Source organism: Streptococcus cristatus (assembly GCF_001578775.1).
Classification (GTDB): Bacteria; Bacillota; Bacilli; order Lactobacillales; family Streptococcaceae; genus Streptococcus; species Streptococcus cristatus_A.
This window is the reverse complement of the sequence record NZ_KQ969062.1, coordinates 114,411-115,065: the sequence shown is the minus strand read 5'-3', so window position 1 is coordinate 115,065 and position 655 is coordinate 114,411. Positions and strand designations below refer to the sequence as shown.

Sequence of the window (655 nt, the reverse complement as noted above, 5' to 3'; positions counted from 1 at the left end):
AGCCATAGTGGCCAGGATATAGATCCCCCGTGGCTGGACTAGTGTAATCAGCACCGTCACCCCAACCATAAGAAGGGGAGGCACAATCAGTCTTAAGAGCTCATCACTAGGCTTATTAGGCTCTTTACTTGGCGGAGCAATCTGGATTTTTTCCTCTGAGCTCCGATAGATAATCCGAGGGGAACGATGGTAGTCGGGGTAGTCCTCGTAAAAGCCGTAGCGAGAGGGCTCTCTCAGTGTCAGCTGGCTGCCAGCCTCTGCAGACCCTCTGAGCCAGACTTCATCCGGATAGACCTTGATAGTCACAGATCCAATACTAATTTCATCACCAAAGTTGAGGATCTGCTGATCCTTTTCTTCTAAGTGGTTGTTTCGATAAAAGTCTCCCTTGAGCCGTGTCAGAGTCCAGCTACCTTGAGACTTTTTCAAAAGAAGCTCGATATCTTCGTCCAGTTTGACAAGAGCGCCCTTTTGAGATCCGACATGGAGCTCCTGATGATCTAAAAGATCATAGACTCGTGGCTCGGCATCTCGCAGATAAAAGACTGCATCCCCCAGTACCAAGCCGTCCTGCAATAGTCCAACTTCCTCACCATATTGGTAGAAGACCTCCTCACCATCTGTCTTTAGCTGTATAGGTCTGTCTTGTTGCTGG

At 48.9% G+C, this 655-nt stretch carries 1 pseudogene; it reads right to left on the bottom strand.

Going from position 1 to position 655, the window contains the following annotated elements:
• Positions 1-655, bottom strand: a pseudogene (locus SCRDD08_RS11600) (type VII secretion protein EssC); the annotation flags it as partial.